The sequence below is a fragment of the Desertibacillus haloalkaliphilus genome (assembly GCF_019039105.1).
Taxonomy (GTDB): Bacteria; Bacillota; Bacilli; order Bacillales; family KJ1-10-99; genus Desertibacillus; species Desertibacillus haloalkaliphilus.
In genome coordinates this window covers 1-434 of sequence record NZ_JAHPIV010000142.1, presented here as the reverse complement: position 1 = coordinate 434, position 434 = coordinate 1, and the positions used below count along the sequence as shown (strand labels likewise).

The following is a 434-nucleotide window of genomic DNA, read 5'->3' as shown; positions in this document are numbered from 1 at the left end:
CGCTTGGAATGTCCCATCACTCGTTACAAGACTTAGCTGTTACTCGTGCGATACCTGGATTAGATGTCATGATGCCAGCTGATCGTCATGAAGCAAAGAAAATGATTGAAGCATTAGTCCATTATGATAAGGCGGTTTATGTAAGGATTGGTCGTAATCCAGTTGAAGATTGCTATGTATCAGAGGAGTACGATTTTGAGATAGGAAAAGCGGTTACAATGAGAGCGGGGAAAGATTTAACGATTATTGCAAGTGGCGAGACTGTTCGAGTTGCCTTGGATGCAGCAGAAACATTAGAGCAGGAGGGAATTGATTGTCGAGTGATCAATATGCATACGATTAAACCGCTTGATGAGGAAGCTATCGTAAAAGCAGCACAAGAAACTGGACACATCATTACAGTTGAAGAGCATAGTATCCATGGTGGTCTAGGA

The 434-nt window shown here is 42.4% G+C and carries 1 protein-coding gene; it reads left to right on the top strand.

All coding sequences use genetic code 11. From position 1 onward, the window contains the following. On the top strand, positions 1 to 434 hold a 434-nt coding region (locus tag KH400_RS21250), incomplete at both ends, for a transketolase family protein (protein ID WP_281418767.1).